Raw genomic sequence first — 19,066 nt, 5'->3', positions numbered from 1 at the left:
CCTCTTAATCCCCCTGGAATTCCGGCCGGCGCTTAGCGGCGAAAGCCTCGAAGGCGCGGCGGAAATCCTGCGTTGCCATGCAGATCGCCTGCGCCTGCGCCTCGGATTCGATCATTTCGTCGATACCCATCGCCCATTCCTGGTTCAGCATGGTCTTGGTCATGCCATGGGCGAACCAGGGACCATCGGCGAGCGAACGGGCGAGCTTAACCGCTTCGCTCTCGAGGTCGGCGCTCGCGTGCAGTCCGTTATAGAAGCCCCAGGCCTGTCCTTCCGCTGCCGCCATCGAGCGGCCGGTAAAGAGAAGCTCGGCGGCACGGCCCTGGCCGACAATGCGGGGCAGGATGCCGCAAGCACCCATATCCGCACCGGCGAGGCCGACACGGGTGAAGAGGAAGGCGGTCTTTGCCTGGGGCGTCGCGAGCCGCAGATCGGAGGCCATGGCGAGGATGGCGCCAGCGCCGGCGCAGATGCCATCGACTGCCGAGATGATCGGCTGTGGACATTTGCGCATCGCCTTGACGAGATCGCCGGTCATGCGGGTGAAGGCCAGAAGCTCGGGCATCGCCATGCGGGTCAAGGGCTCGATGATCTCGAAGACATCGCCGCCGGAGGAGAAATTGCCGCCGGCGCCGGTCAACACGATGGCGCGGATATCCGATGCATAGGCGAGATCGCGGAAGAGATCGCGCAGCTCGGCATAGCTGTCGAAGGTCAGCGGATTCTTACGTTCCGGGCGGTTGAGGCGGATGGTGGCGACGCGGCCATCTTCACTGACATCCCAGAGGAAGTGTTCCGGCTTATAATCCTTGAAGGGCTTCAGGTGCCCCTTCATCGTCATATCCCGGTCGCTCATCGCGTTCAAATCTCCCCACCGGCAACCGCAATTGCCTGTCCATTGATTGATGCCGCGGCCGGCGAGGCCAGCCACAGAACGGTGTCGGCGACTTCTTCCGGCGTGACGAGCCGTCCCTGCGGATTGGACTTCGTGAACTCGGCAAGGGTCTGCTCAGCCGTCCGACCGGTCTTGGCGACGATCGTCTCGATCGAGCGCTGGATGATCGGCGTGGCGGTGAAGCCGGGGCAGACAGCGTTGACGGTGATGCCGGTTTTCGCCAGTTCCAGCGCCAGCGAGCGGGTCAGGCCGACGACGCCGTGCTTGGCGGCGACGTAAGCCGAGACGTAACCATAGCCCTTCAGACCGGCCGTCGAGGCGATGTTGATGATGCGTGCGCCGTGGCCACGAGCCTTTAGGTCGGGGAGGGCAGCCTGCGTCACCACGAAAACGCCGGTGAGGTCGACGGAGAGGATATGGTTCCAAGCCTCCAGCGTCGTCTTCTCGAAGGAGGCGCTCGGCGCTTCTCCGGCATTGTTGACGAGGATATCGACAGGACCGAATTTTTCGCGTGCCTTACCAAGGCCTTGGGTCACGGCGTTGGGGCTGGTGACATCGAAGCCATCGACGACAAAAGCGTGCACGCCAACCTCGGCGGCAACCGCTTCCAGCGGCTCGCGGCGGCGACCGGCGAGACTGACGCGCGCACCCTTGGCGGCAAGCGCCTTGGCGATCGCGGCACCTATGCCGCTGCCGGCCCCGGTGATGAGCGCATGGCGGCCGCTGAGTTTGCCCGAAGTCGTCATCTCATCCTCATTTCGCCGGTGCCGCGGTGGCCGCGCGGGCGAGATTGGTTTCATACTGGCTCTTGCCGGAAAGATATTGCTTCGGCCAGGGAATGGAAGTCAGCCCGATCTTGGCGGCTTCGTGCACTGACCAGGCGGGGTCCGCCAGATGCGGGCGGGCAATGGCGCAAAGATCGGCGCGGCCCGCCGCAATGATCGAATTGGCGTGATCGGCCTCGGAGATTGCACCGACGGCGATCGTCGGGATGCCGATCTCATTGCGGATCTTGTCGGAGAAGGGCGTCTGGAACAGGCGGCCGTAAACCGGCTTTTCCTGTTTCGATACCTGGCCTGAGGAGCAATCGATCAGGTCGGCGCCGGCTTCCTTGAACATGCGCGCGAAGATCGCCGCATCTTCCGGTGTGTTACCGCCGTCAGTCCAGTCATGGCAGGAGAGGCGGATCGAGATCGGCTTGCCCGCCGGCCAGATCGCGCGCATTGCCCTGAAGATCTCCAGGGGATAGCGGGCGCGGTTTTCATGGCTGCCGCCATACTCGTCATCGCGCAGATTGGTCAGCGGCGACAGGAAGCTCGACAACAGATAGCCGTGGGCGCAATGCAATTCCAGCCAATCGGCACCAGTCTCGACCGCCAGTTCGGTCGAGCGGATGAAGTCGGCCTTGACGCGCTCCATATCGGCGCGATCCATGGTCTTCGGCACTTGACTGTTCTTGAGATAAGGGATTGAGGATGCCGAAATCAGCGGCCACCCGCCTTCGGCAAGCGGCTGATCGATGCCTTCCCAGGCAAGTTTCGTCGCACCCTTACGGCCGGCATGGCCGAGCTGGATGCCGACCTTGGCGGCGCTGTTCATGTGAACGAAGTCGATGAGCCGCTTCCACTGCGCCACCTGCTCTTCGTTCCAGAGGCCGAGGCATCCGGGCGTGATGCGGGCATCGGGCGTGACGCAGGTCATTTCCGCGAAGATCAGCCCTGCGCCGCCAAGGGCGCGCGAGCCGAGATGAACGATGTGGAAGTCGTTCATAACGCCATTCTCAGCCGAATACATGGCCATCGGCGAGACGACGATACGGTTGACGAGCTGGACGTCGCGGAGGCGATAGGGCGTGAACATCGGCGGCAGGCAGCGGTCGTTACCGACCTCAAGGCCGGATTTTTCGGCAAACCAGCGCTCATAGCCTTCAAGCCAGGTCTTGTCGCGCAATCGAAGATTTTCGTGGCTGATGCGCTGGGAGCGCGTCAGCATCGAATACATGAATTGCGGCGGCTCGAGCGTATCGGCATAGCGGCGGCCGACGACTTCGAACCACTCCATCGCATTGCGGGCGGCGTTCTGGATGCGGGCGACGTCGACGCGGCGGATGTCCTCATAGGTTTCGAGCACTGCCGGAATTTTGTCCTTCTCGTGCCCATGGATCTGGAATTGACGGGTCAGCTCGATGGCATCGTCAATGGCAAGCTTGGTGCCCGAGCCGATCGCGAAATGCGCGGTATGGGCGGCATCACCCATCAGCACGACATGGGAGTTGCCGTTGAAATGGCTCCACTTGCCGCAGATCAGGCGGTTGAAATTCAGCCAGGCCGAACCGCGGATATGGCGGGCATTGGTCATCAGCGAAGCGCCTTCGAGCACTTCGGAAAACAGGTTTTCGCAGAAGGCGATGGAGCCATCCTGATCCATCTTGTCAAGGCCGTGGGCGAGATAGGCTTCTTCCGTCGTCTCGACGATGAAGGTCGAGGTCTTGTCATCGAACTTGTAGATATGCGCCTGGAACCAGCCGTGATCGGTGCGGCGGAAATCGAAGGTGAAGGCGTCGAAAAGCTTGTTGGTGCCGAGCCAGATATAGCGGTTCGGCCGCGTGATCATGTCAGGCTGAAAGATCTCCGGATAATGATTGCGGATCTTGGAATTGAGGCCGTCGGAACCGATGACCAGATCGGCATCCGGATAGTCGAGATCGGAATTGACGTCCGTTTCGAAGATAAGCTCCACGCCGAGCGCCTCGCAGCGGCGCTGCAGGATGTTCAAAAGCTTCTTGCGGCCGATGCCGACGAAGCCGTGGCCCGATGTGCGCTGGCGCGTGCCCTTGAAGAGGACTTCGATATCGTCCCAATGGTTAAAGGCGTCCTCGATTTCGGCGGCACTTTCCGGGTCCCATTCCCGCATCGAAACCATGGTCGCATCGGAAAAGACGACACCCCAGCCGAAAGTATCATAGGGGCGGTTGCGCTCGACGACGCGGATGGAGTGCTCGGGATGGAGCTTCTTCATCAGAAGCGCGAAGTAGAGCCCTGCGGGGCCGCCGCCGATACAGACGATGCGCATCGCTTTTCCCTCCTCGTCAGACCGAAGTCGACCTCAAAATCATTTAAACTTAAAATATCTTGTCGATGCCATTCGTCAAGGCTTTTCCTGTTCGGATTTGCGGAGGGCTGATGGTCACAACATCGTGAAAATTGAGAATTTTCTTTCTAAATCAATGGGAATTTAAAAATAGTTTATGCTTAAAATTTCTTGCTTGAACATTGCGGGCTTCGGTGCGATCTTTTTTAGCAACGCCACATGCGCCGCGGGGAAACGGCTGTCGTGGCGATTTGATCGAGAAGAATGCGGGAGCAAGGCGATGCTGGGACCAACCGGTCATACCGATACATTCACGCGAGACAATCTGCCGCCTTTCGACGAATGGCCCGAGCTACGGATGGAGGGTTTCGACTATCCGGAATGGTTGAATGCCGGCTTCGAACTCAGCGACCGGATGGTGGAGAAGGGTTTCGCCGATCACGTTGCCCTGATCGGCAACGGCCGCCGCCGCACCTACAAGGAGCTGGCGGACTGGACCAACCGCATCGCGCACGCGCTCGTCGAGAACTTCGGCGTCAAGCCCGGCAATCGCGTTCTCATCCGCTCCGGCAACAATCCCGCCATGATCGCCTGCTGGCTGGCGGTGACGAAGGTCGGCGCTGTTGCCGTCAATACCATGCCGATGCTGCGGGCAGGCGAGCTTTCGAAGATCATCGACAAGGCGGAAATCTCATTCGCGCTGTGCGATACAAGACTGCTGGAAGAGCTTGTCGCGGCGGCCAAGGACAGCCAGTTTTTGAAGCAGGTTGTCGGCTTCGACGGCACCGCCAACCACGATGCGGAACTCGACCGCATTGCGCTCAACAAGCCCGTTCGCTTCGAGCCGGTGAAGACCGGGCGGGATGATGTGGCGCTGCTCGGTTTCACCTCCGGATCGACGGGCGTGCCCAAGGCGACTATGCATTTCCATCGCGATATCCTGATTATCGCCGATGCCTATGCCAAGGAAGTGCTGCAGGTGACGCCGGATGACGTCTTCATCGGCTCGCCACCGATTGCCTTCACCTTCGGACTCGGAGGTCTGGTCATCTTCCCCTTGCGCTTCGGCGCATCGACGGCGCTGCTGGAAAACGCTTCGCCGAAGAACATGGTCGAGATCATCCAGGAATATGGAGCGACCATCAGCTTCACTGCACCGACGGCCTATCGTGCCATGCTGGCGGCGATGGAGGAGGGGGCGGATCTGTCTTCGCTTCGCATTGCCGTTTCCGCCGGCGAGACGCTGCCGGGGCCGATTTTTGAGGAATGGACGCGCAAGACCGGCAAGCCGATCCTCGACGGCATCGGCTCGACCGAGATGCTGCATATCTTCATCTCCAATCATCTCTCCGACGCCAAGCCGAATTGCACGGGCAAGCCGCTGAAGGGCTATGAGGCCCGTGTCGTCGATGACGGGATGAACGAGGTTCCGCGCGGGACCATCGGCAAACTCGTCGTTCGCGGGCCGATCGGCTGCCGTTATCTCGCCGACCACAGGCAGGCCGATTACGTGCGAGATGGCTGGAACCTGACGGGCGACAGCTTCATTCAGGATGAGGACGGCTATTTCCATTTCGCCGCCCGTTCCGACGACATCATTCTTTCGGCCGGTTACAATATTGCCGGGCCGGAAGTCGAGGCAGCCCTTCTTTCGCATGCCGACGTGCTCGAATGCGCTGTGATCGGCAAACCGGACGAGGAACGGGGTTATATCGTGCAGGCGCATGTCGTGCTGGTGCCTGGGGTCACAGGGTCGGATCTACTGGCTAAGGCGCTGCAGGATCACGTCAAGGCCGTCATCGCGCCTTATAAATATCCGCGCTCCATCGTCTTCGTCGACGCTTTGCCGAAGACAGAATCCGGCAAGATACAGCGCTTCCGCCTGCGGAACTAGGAATGCCGCAAGGCGAACGTCATGACGCGTTGATTTATTTGCCCGGATCTTTCGGGCTCCACAGCACGGTTTCGGCGTCCTTTTCGTAAGCCATGCCCTTGGGGTAGCTGATAGCCTCGAACTGCAGGCCCCAGGGTGCCTGGAAATAGAGGATCGAGTGGCCAGCTGCTGGACCGTCTGTAATGTTCAATGGCCCTAAGCGCGTCGCAACGTTTCTGCTGTCCAGATAAGCTTTTGCGGCGTCGATATCGTCGACATAAAGCGAGATGTGAAACGCGCCGATATCGCTGTTCTTCTGCTTGAGGTCCCGCTGATCGGGCGCCGAATATTCGAACAGTTCGATGTTCGATCCGAAACCGCATCGCACCTGGGTTATCTGCTTGATTTCAGCCTTGGGATCGACACCAAGCAAATCGGTCATGAATGTGCCCGTATCATCGGCAAACGGGCCGAACGACATAACGACCTCGCAGCCGAGCACGTTTTCGAAGAAATCGACCGCCTGCTTCATATCCGGCACCGTCAGTCCTGTATGGTCGTGGCCACGAAGACCGGGCAAGCCCGTGGTTTTTGTTGCTGCTGAAACAGGATCCGTCATAGGGTCTTTCCTTTCCATATGCCGATGTTGTTGCAGTCTCGCTAACACCTGCAGCACAATTAATAACCTTTACGCAACGGGCGCTTCTTCCATCAGGTTTTCGCGACCAAGCCAGTGCGGGTCGACTTCCGGCAGGGGAATGGCGTCGAGCAGCATGCGGGTATAGGCGGAGGCGGGTGCGGTGAAGACGCGCTCGCAATCGCCTTCTTCTTCGACGCGACCGTGGCGCATGACATAGACGCGGTCGCAGACGGCGCGAATGACGGAAAGATCATGGCTGATGAAGGCCATCGAGAGGCCAAGATCGCGCGAAAGTTCCTTCAGCAGATTGAGAACCTGTGCCTGCGTCGACACATCGAGGCCGGAGACGATCTCGTCGGCGAGCACGAAATCCGGCTTCAGCAGAGCCGCGCGCGCGATGCCGATGCGCTGGCGTTGGCCGCCCGAGAGTTCATGCGGGTTGCGGTCGAGGCAGGCCTGCGGCAGCGTCACGCGCTCGAGAATTGCGGCCACATGGTGCTCGGCTTCTTTTCTGTCCGAAGCCAGCCTGTGCAGCAGCAGTGGCTCGACGAGGATGCGGCGGATCGTGTGGCGCGGATTAAGCGAGGCCATCGGATCCTGAAAGATCATCTGCATGCGGCGGCGCAGCGGCCGCATCTCGGAATCGGGCAGATGCGTGATGTCTCGGCCGTCGAAATGAATGCTGCCTGCTGTCGCATCTATCAGCCGCAGCAGGGCGCGGCCGAGCGTCGTCTTGCCCGAGCCGCTTTCACCGACAATGCCAATCGTTTCGCCACGACGGATATCGATGTCGACACCGTGCAGCACTTTGATGCCAAGGCCTGGTGGTCCGAAAAGATGTCGCTTGGCACCATAAATGACTTCGATGCCCTTAGCGGACAGCAGATGATCGGAAACGCTCATCGGCCGCCCTCCGAAATGCCGATTTCGCGGCGCAGTTGTTCGAAGACTGCTTGCGGCACCGGCATCAGCCCGGCATCCGGCCGATCGTAACGGGGGCCAGCGGAAAGGAGCGATTTCGTGTAGACATGCCGTGGATGCGTAAGCACGTCGCTTGTACGCCCCTCCTCGATAACCTTGCCTGCGTACAGCAGCGTGACGCTGTCGCAGATCTGGGCGACGACGCCGAGATCATGCGTGACGAAGATGACGGCGGTGCCGTGCGCTTCCTGCAGGCCGCGGATCAGCCGCAGGATCTGCTTCTGCACGGTGACGTCGAGCGCCGTGGTCGGCTCGTCGGCGACGACCAATTTCGGCTCCAGCGCGAAGGCGGCGGCAATCAAGATGCGCTGGCGCATGCCGCCGGACAGTTCATGGGGATAGGCGCGCAGCACGCGCTCGGGATCGCGGATATGCACTTCCTCCAGCAGCTTCAGCGCGCGCCGCCGCGCATCGCCCGATGACAGGCCCCGCTTCAACCGTAGTCCGTCGGTCAACTGAGCCTCGATGCGGCGACCGGGATTGAGTGCCGTCTGCGGGTCCTGCGGGATCAGCGAGATCTCGCTGCCCATGATGTCTCGCAATTCCTTGGCGGAAAGCGTGAGTAGATCGCGGTTTTCGAACAGGATCGAGCCGTTCGTGACGCGGACGCCGCGCGGCAGGATGCCGAGCAGGGCCTTGGCGATGGTCGATTTTCCGGCGCCACTTTCGCCGACCAGCCCGCGCACTTCGCCGCGTTCCAACGTCAGGGAAACATCGCGCAGGATCGGTGCGCCGCCGTCGCGGTCGGATACGGCGTTGACGCCGGTAATGGAGAGGAGTGGAGATGTCATCGGCGCATTACCGGATCGAGGGCGCGGCGCAGGCCATCGCCGAGTTGATTGAAGGCAAGCACCGTCGCAAAGAGCGCGATCAGCGGCACGACCAGCACCCACCAGCCCTGATAGATCATCTGCCGACCCTCGGCGATCATGCCGCCCCAGGTCGGCGTATCGGATGCGACCGACAGGCCGACAAAGGACAGGATGGCTTCGACGATGACGGCAATTCCCATTTCCAGGCTGACGAGGGCGATCAGCACCGGCGTCACATTGGGCAGAATTTCGCTGAAGAGGATTCTCACTCGTGAAAAACCGATCGTGTGGGCTGCGGTCACATAATCCATCCGTGCCTGCGCCTGCGTTTCCGAGCGCACGACGCGGCAGAAGCGCGTCCAGTCGATGATGACAATGGCCGCGATGACCGAATGCACGCCGGAGCCGAAGACGGCGACGAGCAGGATCGACAGCAATACGGGCGGAAACGCCATCCAGATATCGACGAGGCGGGAGATCACCTTGTCGATCCAGCCGCCGTACCAGCCGGCGAGAAGGCCGAGCAGCGTGCCGATGAACGCCGCGAGCCCGGCCGCGACGAAGGCGACTGTGAGCGCGATGCGCGTGCCGAAGATGGCGCGGGAGAGCACGTCGCGGCCGAGATCGTCCGTGCCGAGCAGGAAGCCGGGATCGGCCCCCTCGATCCATGCCGGTGGCAGAGTGCCGGACATCAGATCCTGCTCCAGCGGATCTTTCGGCGCGATGTAGGGGGCGAAGATCGCAAGGATGAGGAGGATGAGAATAAAGCCGCCGCCGAAGATCACCTTCGGCTCGGACAGCAGTGCCCGGATGCGTTTCGCCATTCTGGAGGGCGGCTGCGGCATGGCGGGCGAGGTGACGTCAGCCATGGGCAAGCCTCGGATTGAAGGCCGCGACGAGAAGGTCGACCGCCAGATTAACGAGGATGAAGAGGGCGCCGAAGACCAGTACCAGTCCCTGGATCAGCGGCAGGTCGCGGTTGATGACGGCATCGATCGCCATGTTGCCAATGCCAGGATAGGCGAAGATGCGCTCGACGATGACGCTGCCGCCGATCAGGAAGGTGAATTGCACGCCGGTGAGCGCGATCGTCGGACCCACGGCATTGCGAAGCGCCTCCTGCAGCACTAACCGCAGCTCGGACATGCCCTTCAGCTTGGCGAGCAGGATATAGTCCTGCACCATGGCCTCGGAGAGTGCTGCCTTCAGCACGCGGGCGATGATGGCCGCCAGCGGCAGACCGAGCGCCAGAACCGGCATGACCATATGGGCGCAGATATCGGCGAAAATACCGAAGCGAAGCGTCACGAGGCTTTCGATGAGATAGAAGGGCGTTGCGAATTGCGTGTCGCTGCTCGGGTCGATGCGTCCGGAGAGCGGGAAAAGCGGAAAAAGAACGCCGAGGACCAACACAAGAGCTAGCGCCCAGACGAAATCCGGAACCGCCAGGAAAAGACCGTTCAAGCTATCGATCATAGGCTCGAAAATCGTGCGGCGGGCAAGGGTGCCGATGATGGCGACCGCGCCACCGAGAAGAATAGCCAACGCCAACGCGGCAAAGGCAAGCTCCAGCGTTGCGGGGAGGCGCTCGCCGAGCAGGGAGAGCACATCGCGCTTCAAGGAAATCGATGTCCCAAAATCGCCCATCAGAACCGCTTTCAGCCAGAGCCAGAATTGCATGGTCAGGCTCGCATCGAGACCGTAATGGGCGCGCAGTGCGGCGATATCGGCAGGGCTTGCGCCCGGCGAGATCATCATCGCGATCGGATCTCCGGGTACGACACGCAGCAGGACGAAGACAATCACCGCCACGCCGAAGAGGGTGATTGCGGCCATGATGAGGCGGTTCAATATGGAGACTGCTATCATGCGTTATGAGTTCCGATCGCATGTGCTGACTGTAACATGGAGAGTACAGGCCTCTCATCCGGCCTATCGGCCACCTTCTCCCCGTTTTGACGGGGAGAAGGGGATAGAAGCACCCGGAGCCTTCCTTCCGACCGTTTTTCCAGACGAGGGTACAGAGGTCGTCCCCTCTCCCCGTCAGAACGGGGAGAGGGCTAGGGTGAGGGGCAGCCACATACTCAAAGCCTGATGCATCAAGCCTTCGACACGAGCGTCGGCTGCAGGGCGCCGGAGACATTCGGCGTGACCTTGAGGCTCGATTTGTAGACGATCGGCTGGGCATATTGCAGCAGCGGGATCACATAACCCTGCTCGGCAATATATTTGATCGCCGCCTTCCAGCCGGCAATGCGCTTCGTTTCGTCCTTTTCCACCCAGAGCGGTCCCAGCATGTCGTCGACATCCTTGGTCTTCCAGGCAGAGTGCGGCGAGGGTCCGAACATGGCAAAACCGGTCGAGGTCGTCGGATCACCGATGGCGTTGCCCCAGTTGTAGAAGGCGGCCGGCCCGAGCTGATGGGCGGCACGCAGCTCGTAGTGCTTAGCGATTTCGTAGACTTCGATTTCAGCCTCAATGCCGACCTTGCGCCACATGCCGACGATCGCCTGGATCATCTCGTAATCCTTCGGCTTGAAGCCGCGGGTGGTCTTGATGGTCAATTTCACCGGCTTTTCCGGCGAATAGCCGCTGGCGGCCAGAAGCTTCTTGGCCTGTTCCGGATCGTAAGGGGTTTTGACGGAGGCGTCGTAGGCCTCATATTCCGGCGCTTCCAGCGTCGATAGCGGCTTGCCGTAGCCGCGCAGCAGCCGCTTAATGATCGCTTCCTTGTCGATCGCCATATTGGCGGCAAGACGGACGTTCTTATCGAGCATCGGGTCGACATTGCTGATGAAGATCATGCCGATGTCGGAGATGGGGGTGGCGACGCCGGCGAGACCTGACTTCTTCTTCAGCCGGTCGAAATCCTCATAGGGTATTTCCAGCGTCACGTCGGATGAACCGGACTCGATTTCGGCCACGCGGCTCGTCGTATCCGGTACGAACTTGAAGATGACAGTGTCGAAGGCGGGCTTGCCGCCGAAATAGTTCGGGTTTGCCTTCAGGCGCAGATAGGAATTGCCCTCATAGGCGTCGACCATATAGGGGCCAGTGCCGATCGGCTTCTTTTCGAAGCCCTGCGCGCCTACCTTGGTGTAATAGTCCTTCGGCAGGACGTAGCCGGTGAGGAAGGCCATCCATTTGAAATAGGTCGGCTCGAAGCGAACGACATCGCCAGTGATGCGGTTGCCTTCCACCTTGTAATTATTGGCGGTCGACCAGATGAACTGGATCGGGTTGCCGGTGTCCTGCTTGGCGGCGCGCTCCAGCGACCAGACGACGTCGTCGGGCGTAAACTTGGAGCCGTCATGCCAGGTCACCCCTTCGCGGACATCCATCCAGACCTTTGTCTTGTCGTCGTTCCAGCCCCAGGCCGTCAACAGGCCCGGCTGGAATTTCAGGTCCGGTCCCTGGCCGATATACTGGTCGAAGACCGAGCGGTAGATTGCCTGGATCGTCGGGTTGACGGCGGATGGGCCTGTCGTCGGATCGAAAGAAGGCAAATTGACGTTGAAGGCGATGGTCAGCGTGCCGGCTTCCGCTGCTTCCACAGGCGTCCTGCCGGCTAAAATCCCAGTCATGAATGCGGCCGCGCCGAGGCTGAGTGCCTCGCGCCGAGTAAGCTTAGTCATGGTCACTCCGTTCCCCTGTTAAGCGGCAGAAAAGCATGACGCCCAACTGCTGCTGGCGATTTATTGTCGGAATGTTTTAATCTTAAAATACATATTTTGGAGCGGCAAGCGCTTTCTCTAGTGCTTGTAAAGAATCCGATGCTTTTTTGGCATCCATATTAAATGCGTACGCATATATATGCGCTGCAATCCGGAGAGCGAAGATTCCGATGTGGAAGAAGGAAGGCAATGGCTTTCCCATTCGAACTTACTCCATAGAGCTGGATTTCATATTTGTTCGTTGACAGTTCAATGAAGTTCAAAATATGATTTTGCAAATGATTTAAAACAAGCCCACAAGGGCAAAGGGGTAACGTCATGGCCGAGCGATCGTTTGCGCGCGAGGTCGAGGATCTGAAGCTCGGGGAAGGCGACATCTTCCGCGGCGAGGGTATTCTCGCGATCACCAAGGCACTTCTGCAATCCGGTGTTTCCTATGTCGGCGGCTATCAGGGCTCGCCGATTTCCCATCTCATGGATGTATTGGCCGACGCCAAGGACGTGATGCAGGATCTGGGCGTCCATTTCGAGACATCGGCATCGGAAGCTGCAGCTGCCGCCATGCTGTCCGCCTCCGTCATGTATCCGGTGCGCGGCGCCGTTACCTGGAAATCGACGGCCGGTACCAATGTCGCCTCCGATGCGCTTTCCAACCTATCTTCGGGCGGGGTCACGGGCGGCGCACTCATCATTATCGGTGAGGATTACGGCGAAGGCTCCTCCATCATGCAGGAGCGCAGCCATGCCTATGCGATGAAATCGCAGATGTGGTTGCTCAATCCGCGCCCGAATCTGCCGCCGATCGTGCAGGCGGTCGAGGAGGGCTTCGAGCTTTCCGAGGCCTCCAATACGCCCGTCATGCTGCAGGTCGGCATCCGCAGCTGTCATGTGCATGGCCAGTTCGTCGCCAAGGATAACAAGCGACCGGCCTATACGCTTAAGCAGGCGCTGGAAAATCCGGTTCGCGACGTCAACCGCATCGTGCTGCCGCCGGCATCCTTCCTGCATGAGAAGGAGAAGCTGGAGAAGCGTTGGCCTGCTGCGGTCGATTTCATCAGGAAGCGGCAGCTCAACGAGTATTTCGGACCCTCCGAGGGTGATGTCGGCATCATCCTGCTCGGCGGCATGTATAATGGCGTGCTGCGCGCACTGCAGCAGCTCGGACTTGCCGATGTCTACGGCAATTCCGCCGTGCCGCTTTACGTCCTCAACGTCGCCTATCCGCTTGTTGACGACCAGATCGCCGAATTCTGCGCCAGCAAGAAGGCGGTGCTGATGGTCGAGGAGGGGGCGCCCGAATATATCGAGCAGTCCCTGAACACCATCCTGCGCCGCCGCGATATTCAGACCAAGGTCGCGGGCAAGGACGTGCTGCCGATGGGCGGCGAATATACCGCGCCGGTGCTGATGAAGGGCATCAAGAATTTCCTCGAAGTCCATCAGCGCGTGCTGCTCGGCAACCAGCCGCCGCTGCCGGACCCGACACCTATCCTTAGCGATCCCAAGATCAAGGCGCTCGCCGAAGTCGTGCCGCCGCGGCCGCCGGGTTTCTGCATCGGCTGTCCCGAGCGGCCGATCTTTGCGGCGATGAAGATGGTGGAGAGCGAACTCGGCCAGCATCACATATCAGGCGACATCGGTTGCCACCTCTTCTCGATCCTGCCGCCCTTCAATATCGGCAGTACGACCATGGGCTACGGGCTCGGGCCGGCGGCCGCTTCGGCCTTCAATGTCGCGGCCGATAAGCGCGTGATCTCCGTCATGGGCGATGGCGGCTTCTGGCACAACGGCCTGGCGACCTCTGTCGGTAATGCCGTCTTCAACAAGCAGGATGGTGTCATCCTCGTCGTCGACAACTATTATTCGGCGGCGACCGGCGGGCAGGACATACCGTCCTCGCGTGCTCTCAATCCGCGCCGCAAGACCAACAATTCCATCGTCAATGCCGTCAAGGGCATTGGTGCGACCTGGGTGCGCCAGATCGACCGGACCTATGATGTCGCCAAGATGCGCGATACGCTGCGTGAGGCCCTGACCTCGAAGGAGCCGGGGCCGAAGATTATCGTCGCTTCCTCGGAGTGCATGCTCAACAAGCAGCGTCGCGTGAAGCCGCAATTCGCCAAGGCGGTGAAGGACGGCAAGCGTATGGTCAAGGAGCGCTTCGGCGTGGACGAGGACGTCTGCACTGGTGATCACGCCTGCATCCGCCTTTCCGGCTGTCCCTCGCTATCGGTCAAGCATACCGACGACCCGCTGAAGGACGATCCGGTGGCGGCGATCGACAATAATTGCGTCGGCTGCGGCAATTGCGGCGAGGTCTCGGAGGCGGCGGTGCTTTGTCCCTCCTTTTATCGTGCCGATATCATCCATAACCCGACGGGTTGGGATCGCTTCGTCGCTCGCATGCGCTCGGGCATCATCGGCTGGCTGCAGGCGCGTCGCCGCGCCGGCCGCATCGTCTTCGCAGATTGAGAGGGCGATATGAACGAGCATGTGAGCATGAGCGATCTCGGCGCCAACAGGCTTTCGACAGACAAGCCGCTGTCGCTTGCTATCCTCGCCATGGGCGGGCAGGGCGGCGGCGTGCTGGCCGACTGGATCGTCGGCCTTGCCGAAGCCGAGGGCTGGATGGCGCAGACGACGTCCGTGCCCGGAGTGGCGCAGCGTACGGGCGCGACGATCTACTATATCGAAATGCTGCCGGCGAAGGATGGTCACGAGCCGATCTTCTCTCTGATGCCGACGCCTGGTGATGTCGATGTCGTCATGGCGGCGGAGCTGATGGAGGCTGGCCGTTCGGTGCTGCGCGGCCTCGTCACGCCGGACAAAACGCTGCTGATCGCCTCGACGCACCGCTCCTTTGCGGTTGCGGAAAAGGAAAAGCCGGGCGATGGCATCGGTAATGCCGAGGTGGTGGTCGATGCCACGGATTTTGCCGCCAAGCGCACCATCGCCTTCGACATGGAAACGATGGCCGTCAGGAATGGCAGCGTGATTTCGGCCTCCATGTTCGGCGCTTTGGCCGGCTCGGGTGCACTGCCGTTCGGCAAGCAGGCTTTCGAGGCGATGATCCGCGCCGGAGGCAAGGGTATCGAGCCCAGCCTGAAGGCGTTCAATGCCGCCTTCGACAGGGTCAAGGAAAAGCCGCGCGATGCGGTTTCCGCGACACCGCCGAAGCATTTCGATGCGCTGCCTGAAACCGCCGGTCATCCGGCGCTGGACCGGCTGGTTAATCGCATCCGATCCGAATTTCACGAAGTTGCCTGGCCGCTGCTGTTTGCCGGTGTCAAGAAGCTGACCGATTACCAGGATCCGGCCTATGCCGATGAATATCTGGGCCGTGTCGCGGCACTTCATGCGCTGGATCGAAAGGCTGGCGGCGCGAATAAGGATTTCGCCTTCACCGTGCAGGCGGCGAAATATGTCGCGGTCGCCATGGCTTACGATGATGTCATCCGCGTTGCCGATCTGAAGGTGCGTAGCTCGCGTTTCGAGCGCGTCCGTAAGGAAGTCGGCGCCAAGGACGACCAGATCGTTTACATGACCGAATACATGCATCCGCGCATGGATGAGGTCTGCGGCACGATGCCGAAGGCGATGGGCCTATGGATAGAAAACAGGCCGCTGCTGTTTGCCCGGCTGGACCGCTTCGTCAACAAGGGGCGGCGCGTTCAGACCGGCACGCTGTTCTGGTTCCTCGGCCTTTACATGGTCTCGGCGCTGCGCCGTATCCGTCGCGGCACGCTGCGGCACGCACGCGAGGTGGAACATCGCGAGGCCTGGCTTGCGGCGGCATCCAACCTGCTGGCCGCGAATTACGATCTCGCCGTCGAGGTGCTCGGCAACCGCCGCCTCGTGAAGGGCTATTCCGATACGCATGCGCGCGGGCTTTCCAAGTTCGATCGCGTCATGTCGGCGCTGCCGCTCCTGCGCGACCGCGAGGATGGAGCCGCCTGGATGCGGCGGCTGCGGCAGGCTGCATTGCTGGACGAGAAGGGCACGGCGCTCGATGGCGCTATGAAGACTGTGGAGACGCTGTGAGGTTGCTGAGAGCACGGTGGCTTATTTCGCCCTTGGGGGCATAAGCCGCTCAGATTTCATGCTTCCTGATATTGTGCAGCACCTTGTGCAGGGTCGAGATGAAGGTGCGATATTCGGCCTCGTCGACGCCGTCGAACATTTGCAGGAAGAGGTCGTACATGGTCGGCCACACCTTCTCGAAGGCGGCGCGGCCTTCCTCGGTGATGGAGACATCGCGGATGCGCATGTCTTCGGCGCGGGGCTGGCGGCGGATGTAACCCTGTTGTTCGAGCGAGTCCAAAGTGCGGCTCATCGTCGATTGCTCGGTCACGGCGAAGACGGAGAGCTCGTTGATGGTGACGCTGGAGGAGACGCAGAGGACGGCAAGCGCACGCATCTTGGCGGTCGTCATATCGTATTCGCGCAGCTCTTCCGAAAGATTGGCGTTCCAACGCGCCATCAGCCGGTTCATGAGATAGGGCGCGAAGTGATTGAGGCCGATTTCGCCCATGGTCGGGCGCTTCGCGTTCTCATCTCGCGTGCGCCTCAAAACGGTGCCTGAAAACCGTTCCTCCATCGACGAAACTCCTCCTTCGGAAACGTGTTACTTCAGCGATGATGCGAGCAGGAAGCCGGAGCCCCCACCAAGGCCCGCACCGGGATGCGCCGATGCGCCGATGTGGTAAAGGCCTGATATGTGGGTGCGGTGGTTAACAGATGACTTGAAGGGACGCCAGATGAAAAGCTGGTCGATGCCGCAATAGCCGCCATAGGGGTCGCCGCCAACCAAGTTCACGTTCATCGCTTCCAGGTCGCCAGGAGAATAGGCGCGCCGCGCGAGTTTTATGCCGGAGAAGTTCTCGATATGGCTGGATAGAAGCGCCTCTATGCGGTCGGCATAGCGCTCGCGCACCTCTTCCGTCCAGCGGCCGTCTCTTGGCGTTTCGATCTCGCCGGCGGCATCGCCCTTGATATGGCGTGGCGCTTCGGGAAGCTGCAGCCAGAGGATCGACTTTCCTTCCGGTGCGCGGCTGGGATCGAGCGCGACAGGCTGCCCGACGCAGACTGTAGGTTCGGCCGGCAGAAGCCCGCGCTCGCATTCATTGGCGGCGCGCGAGACGCCGTCGAGGCCAGGGGTCAGGTGCAGCAGCGCCACCTTGCCGAGTTCGGCATTGGCCTTCCAGCGCGGCGGCTCGGAAAGCGCGTAGTGGATCTGCATATCGCCCTTGCCGTAGCGGTAGGCCGCAACGCTTGATTTGACCTCCGGCGGCAGCGGATCCGGCCAATCCTTCATCAGCCGCTCGTAGAGTTGGTTCGGCGTTACCGAGCAGATTACGCCGGCTTTCGCTTTCAACGTTTCGCCATTCGCAAGACGCACGCCGTCGGCGCTGCGATTGTGGTCCGCAATGATGGCCGCGACATCGGCACTCACACGAATTTCACCGCCATGATCGGCAATCAATCGTTCGAAGGCCTTCAGCAGCTTCTCGGCACCGCCCTTGACGATCGGCGCGCCACCCAATTCCAATGCAAAGCCGATCACCTTCAGCATTTCGGCGGAATAGGCGCTTTCCGGGCCGAGGCCGCAATGGAGCACCCAAGGCGCCCAGAGCGCATGGATATCCTCGGACCTGTAGCTGGTTTCGAGATAGCCGCGTGCCGGCGTCAAAGCATCGCCAAACCAGGCGGCGAGCTTGCGCAGCCCGCGGCTCCAGCCCTGCTTGCCGATGGTCTTGAGCATCGATCCCGACCACAATGCACCGCCAAGCAGCGAAAACAGGAATGGCGCATCGGCAGCCAGCGCATCCATTTCGCGCGAGAAGGTCTGCCCATCGCCGAGCGACAGTTCATCGAAGGTGGCGATATTGCGCCGCCGGTCCTTGGAAAAGATCACATGCGAACCGTCAGGCCTGAGCACGCCCGTGGGGAGCTCGGCATGGGCGAATTCCAGGCCTCGCGCCTCGAGATCCTTGCCGATGGCGCCATAGGCCGGCGAGGTGAGGAACAGCACCATGGTCGTTGCCATGACGTCGTGGATGAAGCCGGGCTGGGTGATCTCCTCGGTGCGCAGGCAACCGCCGATGCGGTCGTTGCGCTCGAGGACGAGCACCTTGTGGCCCTTTTTGCCGAGCATGGCGGCTGCGACGAGCGCATTTATGCCGCTGCCGACGATGATGTAGTCATGATCGCCCATTGCTGCCGCCCCTCATTGGCAAGATGAACAGAAAGGAGGAGCCTGCCCCAGGCTCCCGCCTCTCCAGCCTATCACGCGATCAATGCCAGTGCGCGAACCGGCGAGCCGGTGCCCTTGACGAACTTCAACGGCGCGGCGATCAGCACAGCGCCCTTGGCCGGAAGCTGGTCGAGGTTCGAGAGGCTCGCCAGACCATAGCGATTGGCCTTGTGCATGAGGTTGTGCGCCGGGAAGGGCGGGTTCATGCCACCGGCGGAACCGGCATCGGTGCCGATCGTTTCGGAACCCCAGCCGATGATACCCTTGGTGAGCAGATATTCGATCGCTTCTGCCGTCGGGCCGGGAGAATGCGGGCCGTTTTCATCAGCGTTCAGGAAGGTTTCGGTCGAACCGTTCCGCTTGTACCAGTCTGTGCGCAGCAGTACCCAGCTGCCGGGCTCGATCGCGCCGTTCTCAGCTTCCCATTCCTTGATGCTTTCGACCGTCAGCAGATAATCAGGATTGGCGGCGGCTTCCTTGGAGCGGTCGATGACATTGACCGGCGCCACGAAGTTCTGCGGCGGGATGGTGTCGGTCGTGTTGTTCGGATTATCCTTGCCGGTAATCCAGTGGCAGGGCGCATCGAAATGTGTGCCGGTGTGCTCGCCGAGCTCCAGCCAGTTCCAGGCCCAGAACGGACCGTCCTGGTTGTATTCCGAGATCGTATGGACCTTGACGTTCGGCGTGTTCTTGCCGAACTGTGGCGGCAGGTAGAGCACTGGAGTATCCGGACCGAGCGGTGCGGTGAGATCGACGACCTTGACGGAGCCCGAAAGCAGGGCCGAGGCGAGGCTGGCGAGTGTGGTAGCGGTCATTTTTTTGAGTTCCCCTTGTTGTTGCAGGATCCC

The 19,066-nt window shown here is 60.8% G+C and carries 15 protein-coding genes; 3 read left to right on the top strand and 12 right to left on the bottom strand.

Features of this window, described 5'->3' with window-relative positions; all coding sequences use genetic code 11:
- Positions 1-4 precede the first annotated feature (4 nt).
- The 3 genes from FHT85_RS04500 to FHT85_RS04490 are packed head-to-tail and all read right to left on the bottom strand — an operon-like array spanning position 5 to position 3,967.
- Positions 5-856 (bottom strand): enoyl-CoA hydratase family protein, encoded by an 852-nt coding sequence (locus FHT85_RS04500; RefSeq protein WP_112411454.1) that lies wholly within the window; start codon positions 854-856, stop codon positions 5-7.
- Positions 857-861: 5 nt separating this feature from the next.
- Positions 862-1,641 (bottom strand): SDR family NAD(P)-dependent oxidoreductase, encoded by a 780-nt coding sequence (locus FHT85_RS04495; RefSeq protein WP_112411455.1) that lies wholly within the window; start codon positions 1,639-1,641, stop codon positions 862-864.
- A 7-nt stretch (positions 1,642-1,648) separates the two neighbouring features.
- Positions 1,649-3,967 carry a bifunctional salicylyl-CoA 5-hydroxylase/oxidoreductase gene (locus FHT85_RS04490; protein ID WP_112411456.1) on the bottom strand — a complete coding sequence of 773 codons (2,319 nt, stop codon included), beginning with the start codon at positions 3,965-3,967 and terminating at the stop codon, positions 1,649-1,651.
- Positions 3,968-4,265: 298 nt separating this feature from the next.
- On the opposite strand from FHT85_RS04490, the gene FHT85_RS04485 reads away from it, so the two are divergent.
- Positions 4,266-5,879: an AMP-binding protein gene (locus FHT85_RS04485; RefSeq protein WP_112334982.1), complete on the top strand. Its 1,614-nt coding sequence runs from the start codon at positions 4,266-4,268 to the stop codon at positions 5,877-5,879.
- A 34-nt stretch (positions 5,880-5,913) separates the two neighbouring features.
- Here the strand turns inward: FHT85_RS04485 and FHT85_RS04480 are convergent, their stop codons facing one another.
- The 6 genes from FHT85_RS04480 to FHT85_RS04455 form a co-directional block, all read right to left on the bottom strand.
- Positions 5,914-6,477: a VOC family protein gene (locus tag FHT85_RS04480; RefSeq protein WP_112411457.1), complete on the bottom strand. Its 564-nt coding sequence runs from the start codon at positions 6,475-6,477 to the stop codon at positions 5,914-5,916.
- 69 nt (positions 6,478-6,546) lie between these two features.
- Positions 6,547-7,401 (bottom strand): ATP-binding cassette domain-containing protein, encoded by an 855-nt coding sequence (locus FHT85_RS04475; protein ID WP_112411458.1) that lies wholly within the window; start codon positions 7,399-7,401, stop codon positions 6,547-6,549.
- Entirely contained in the window at positions 7,398-8,270 is an 873-nt protein-coding gene (locus FHT85_RS04470; protein ID WP_112411459.1) for an ABC transporter ATP-binding protein, read from the bottom strand. Before FHT85_RS04470 ends, FHT85_RS04475 begins: the two co-directional genes overlap by 4 nt.
- Positions 8,267-9,160: an ABC transporter permease gene (locus tag FHT85_RS04465; protein WP_112399215.1), complete on the bottom strand. Its 894-nt coding sequence runs from the start codon at positions 9,158-9,160 to the stop codon at positions 8,267-8,269. The genes FHT85_RS04470 and FHT85_RS04465 overlap by 4 nt, the downstream gene beginning before the upstream one ends.
- Positions 9,153-10,160: an ABC transporter permease gene (locus FHT85_RS04460; protein WP_112411460.1), complete on the bottom strand. Its 1,008-nt coding sequence runs from the start codon at positions 10,158-10,160 to the stop codon at positions 9,153-9,155. Before FHT85_RS04460 ends, FHT85_RS04465 begins: the two co-directional genes overlap by 8 nt.
- Before the next feature lie 230 nt (positions 10,161-10,390).
- Complete coding sequence (locus tag FHT85_RS04455; RefSeq protein WP_112411461.1) at positions 10,391-11,926, bottom strand: ABC transporter substrate-binding protein; 1,536 nt, start codon at positions 11,924-11,926, stop codon at positions 10,391-10,393.
- Positions 11,927-12,283: 357 nt separating this feature from the next.
- Here FHT85_RS04455 and FHT85_RS04450 point away from each other — a divergent pair, with 357 nt between their 5' ends.
- Positions 12,284-14,437: an indolepyruvate ferredoxin oxidoreductase subunit alpha gene (locus FHT85_RS04450; protein ID WP_112411462.1), complete on the top strand. Its 2,154-nt coding sequence runs from the start codon at positions 12,284-12,286 to the stop codon at positions 14,435-14,437.
- A gap of 9 nt (positions 14,438-14,446) precedes the next feature.
- Entirely contained in the window at positions 14,447-16,006 is a 1,560-nt protein-coding gene (locus FHT85_RS04445) for an indolepyruvate oxidoreductase subunit beta family protein (RefSeq protein WP_112411463.1), read from the top strand.
- 49 nt (positions 16,007-16,055) lie between these two features.
- Here FHT85_RS04445 and FHT85_RS04440 read toward each other — a convergent pair whose 3' ends face one another.
- The 3 genes from FHT85_RS04440 to FHT85_RS04430 all read right to left on the bottom strand — a co-directional run bounded on the left by FHT85_RS04440 (position 16,056) and on the right by FHT85_RS04430 (position 19,033).
- Positions 16,056-16,562: a MarR family winged helix-turn-helix transcriptional regulator gene (locus FHT85_RS04440; protein ID WP_112411464.1), complete on the bottom strand. Its 507-nt coding sequence runs from the start codon at positions 16,560-16,562 to the stop codon at positions 16,056-16,058.
- A 27-nt stretch (positions 16,563-16,589) separates the two neighbouring features.
- Positions 16,590-18,179 carry a phytoene desaturase family protein gene (locus FHT85_RS04435; protein ID WP_112411465.1) on the bottom strand — a complete coding sequence of 530 codons (1,590 nt, stop codon included), beginning with the start codon at positions 18,177-18,179 and terminating at the stop codon, positions 16,590-16,592.
- Positions 18,180-18,250: 71 nt separating this feature from the next.
- Positions 18,251-19,033, bottom strand: a complete 783-nt coding sequence (locus FHT85_RS04430; RefSeq protein ID WP_112334971.1) for a cyclase family protein — start codon at positions 19,031-19,033, stop codon at positions 18,251-18,253.
- Positions 19,034-19,066 lie beyond the last annotated feature (33 nt).

Origin of the sequence: Rhizobium sp. BK312, assembly GCF_014193605.1 — a bacterium.
Classification (GTDB): domain Bacteria; phylum Pseudomonadota; class Alphaproteobacteria; order Rhizobiales; family Rhizobiaceae; genus Rhizobium.
The sequence above is the reverse complement of the archived record's forward strand: the minus strand, read 5'-3'. Positions and strand labels throughout refer to the sequence as shown.